2 protein-coding genes are annotated in these 1,891 nt (G+C 46.9%); both read left to right on the plus strand.

The window, feature by feature from the left end:
• A partial coding sequence (locus tag MC7420_RS07535) for a 4a-hydroxytetrahydrobiopterin dehydratase (RefSeq protein ID WP_006099838.1) occupies window positions 1–283 on the plus strand: 283 nt, incomplete at its 5' end.
• Window positions 284–535: 252 nt separating this feature from the next.
• Window positions 536–1,891: iron uptake porin (locus MC7420_RS07540; protein ID WP_044205780.1), on the plus strand; the 1,356-nt coding region annotated here is incomplete at its 3' end.

A 1,891-nucleotide genomic window follows, 5' to 3' on the forward strand; every position in this document is an offset into this window, starting at 1 on the left:
GGCTGAGTTACTCAGTGACGCAGAAATTCAAGAAAAAGTCAAGTCATTAGAAGGCTGGACTGTTGAAGGGAAAGAGTTACACACAACTCGCCAATTCAAAGATTTTGTCGAAGCGATCGCCTTTGTCAATAAGATTGTTGAACCCGCAGAAGCGGCTGGACATCATCCTGATTTAGCGATTTCGTATAACAAGGTGACAATTAGTCTCACCACCCATGATGCTGGGGGTTTGACAGCTAATGACTTTGAGATGGCTCAAACGCTGTCCCAGTTAAGCGCATAGCAGTAAAACGCTGATATGGCAAGGGCTTAAGTACCAGTTTAAAAAGCTTGACATCTAAGACTGCTTGTGTAATAAGCAGCCATTTTAGATATATAATTAGCAGTATTAGCAAAAGCTGACTGACTGGCAGATGGACAAGAGTTCCAAGATGAACCTGAAAATTAAGCAAAAAAATACCATCTGCCAATAGACGATGTACCATAGTGCGAGAAGGGCAATCAAATTCTTTCTGTAAAGGTGTGAGGACAGAAGATGTCGAAATTACTGTGGAAGTCTCTACTTATTAGCCCAGCGGTATTAGGTGTAACCTTGGTTGCATCTACGGTGGGAGTACGTGCAGCCGATAGCGCCAATCTGCCTATCACTGACACTCAAACAGCAACGCCAGAAGTTCAGTTCGATGGTGTTGCTGATATTACGGTTTCAGAAGAAATTGCGGTTAATCCGGAACAGTTAACTCCAGCCAGTCTAGAGGTGAAGCCAGAGGTACAACCGACCTTGGCTCAAGCTGTCCCTGCTGCGCCCAATGACGCTGAGATTTTAAATCAAATCAATGACTACAGCAGCGAAGGCGGAAACTCCAGCGGACAAGTGACAAGTGTGGGTCAGTTACGCGATGTTTCTCCGGGAGACTGGGCGTATGAAGCGCTACGCAGCCTAGTCGAACGCTACGGTTGTATCGCTGGGTATCCGGATGGTACATATCGTGGCAATCGGGCGCTGACTCGTTACGAATTTGCCGCTGGTTTGAATGCTTGTTTACAGCAAATTGAGCGTCTTTTACCGGGTGGCGGTTTTGATGAGACTGAGTTAGAAACCCTGCGGCGCTTAATTCAGGAATTTGAAGCAGAACTGGCAACCCTAGGGGCGCGAGTTGATAATCTAGAAGGTCGTGTGGCGTTCTTGGAAGATAATCAGTTTTCCACGACGACTAAATTACGGGGTGAAGTGATTTTTGCCCTCACCGACGAGTTTAATTCTGACTTTGACAATAACACTGTCTTCCAAGACCGGGTTCGTTTAGAACTGAATAGCAGCTTCACCGGTCAGGATCGGTTAGTGACTCGTTTAGCTGCAGGTAATGCGGATCTACTTAATACTGGTGCAGGTTTTGAGGCGACTCAGACCTTCAACATAGGGAACACAGGTGGCAATGATGTTATTGTAGACTGGCTAGCTTACTACTTCACCTTTGGTAGCTCGAAAGTTTACGTGGCTGGCACTGGCGGGATTCATAGTGACTACGTTCCTACCCTCAATCCTTACTTTGAAGACTATGACGGTGGTAATGGTGCCCTGTCTGCCTTTGCCTCTGAAAGCCCCATCTATCGAATCGGTGGTGGTGCAGGTGCAGCCTTTAGTCTAGGCGCGGGTCCCCTAGAAAGGGTATTGGGACCAAGTACATTGACTTTTGGTTACTTGGCAGGTCCTGGCGCAGAAAATCCAGGTGATGACTTTGGTGTATTCAATGGTGAATATGCGGCACTAGCCCAGTTGAATTTCAACCTTGGCGATCGGATTGCCCTCGGTGCAACTTATGTCCATGGTTACCATAATTCTGGTACTAACATCTTTGATATTGGTGCAGGAAGCTCTGCGGTTGTCGGT

This window comes from Coleofasciculus chthonoplastes PCC 7420, from assembly GCF_000155555.1.
In the GTDB taxonomy this organism is placed as follows: Bacteria; Cyanobacteriota; Cyanobacteriia; order Cyanobacteriales; family Coleofasciculaceae; genus Coleofasciculus; species Coleofasciculus chthonoplastes_A.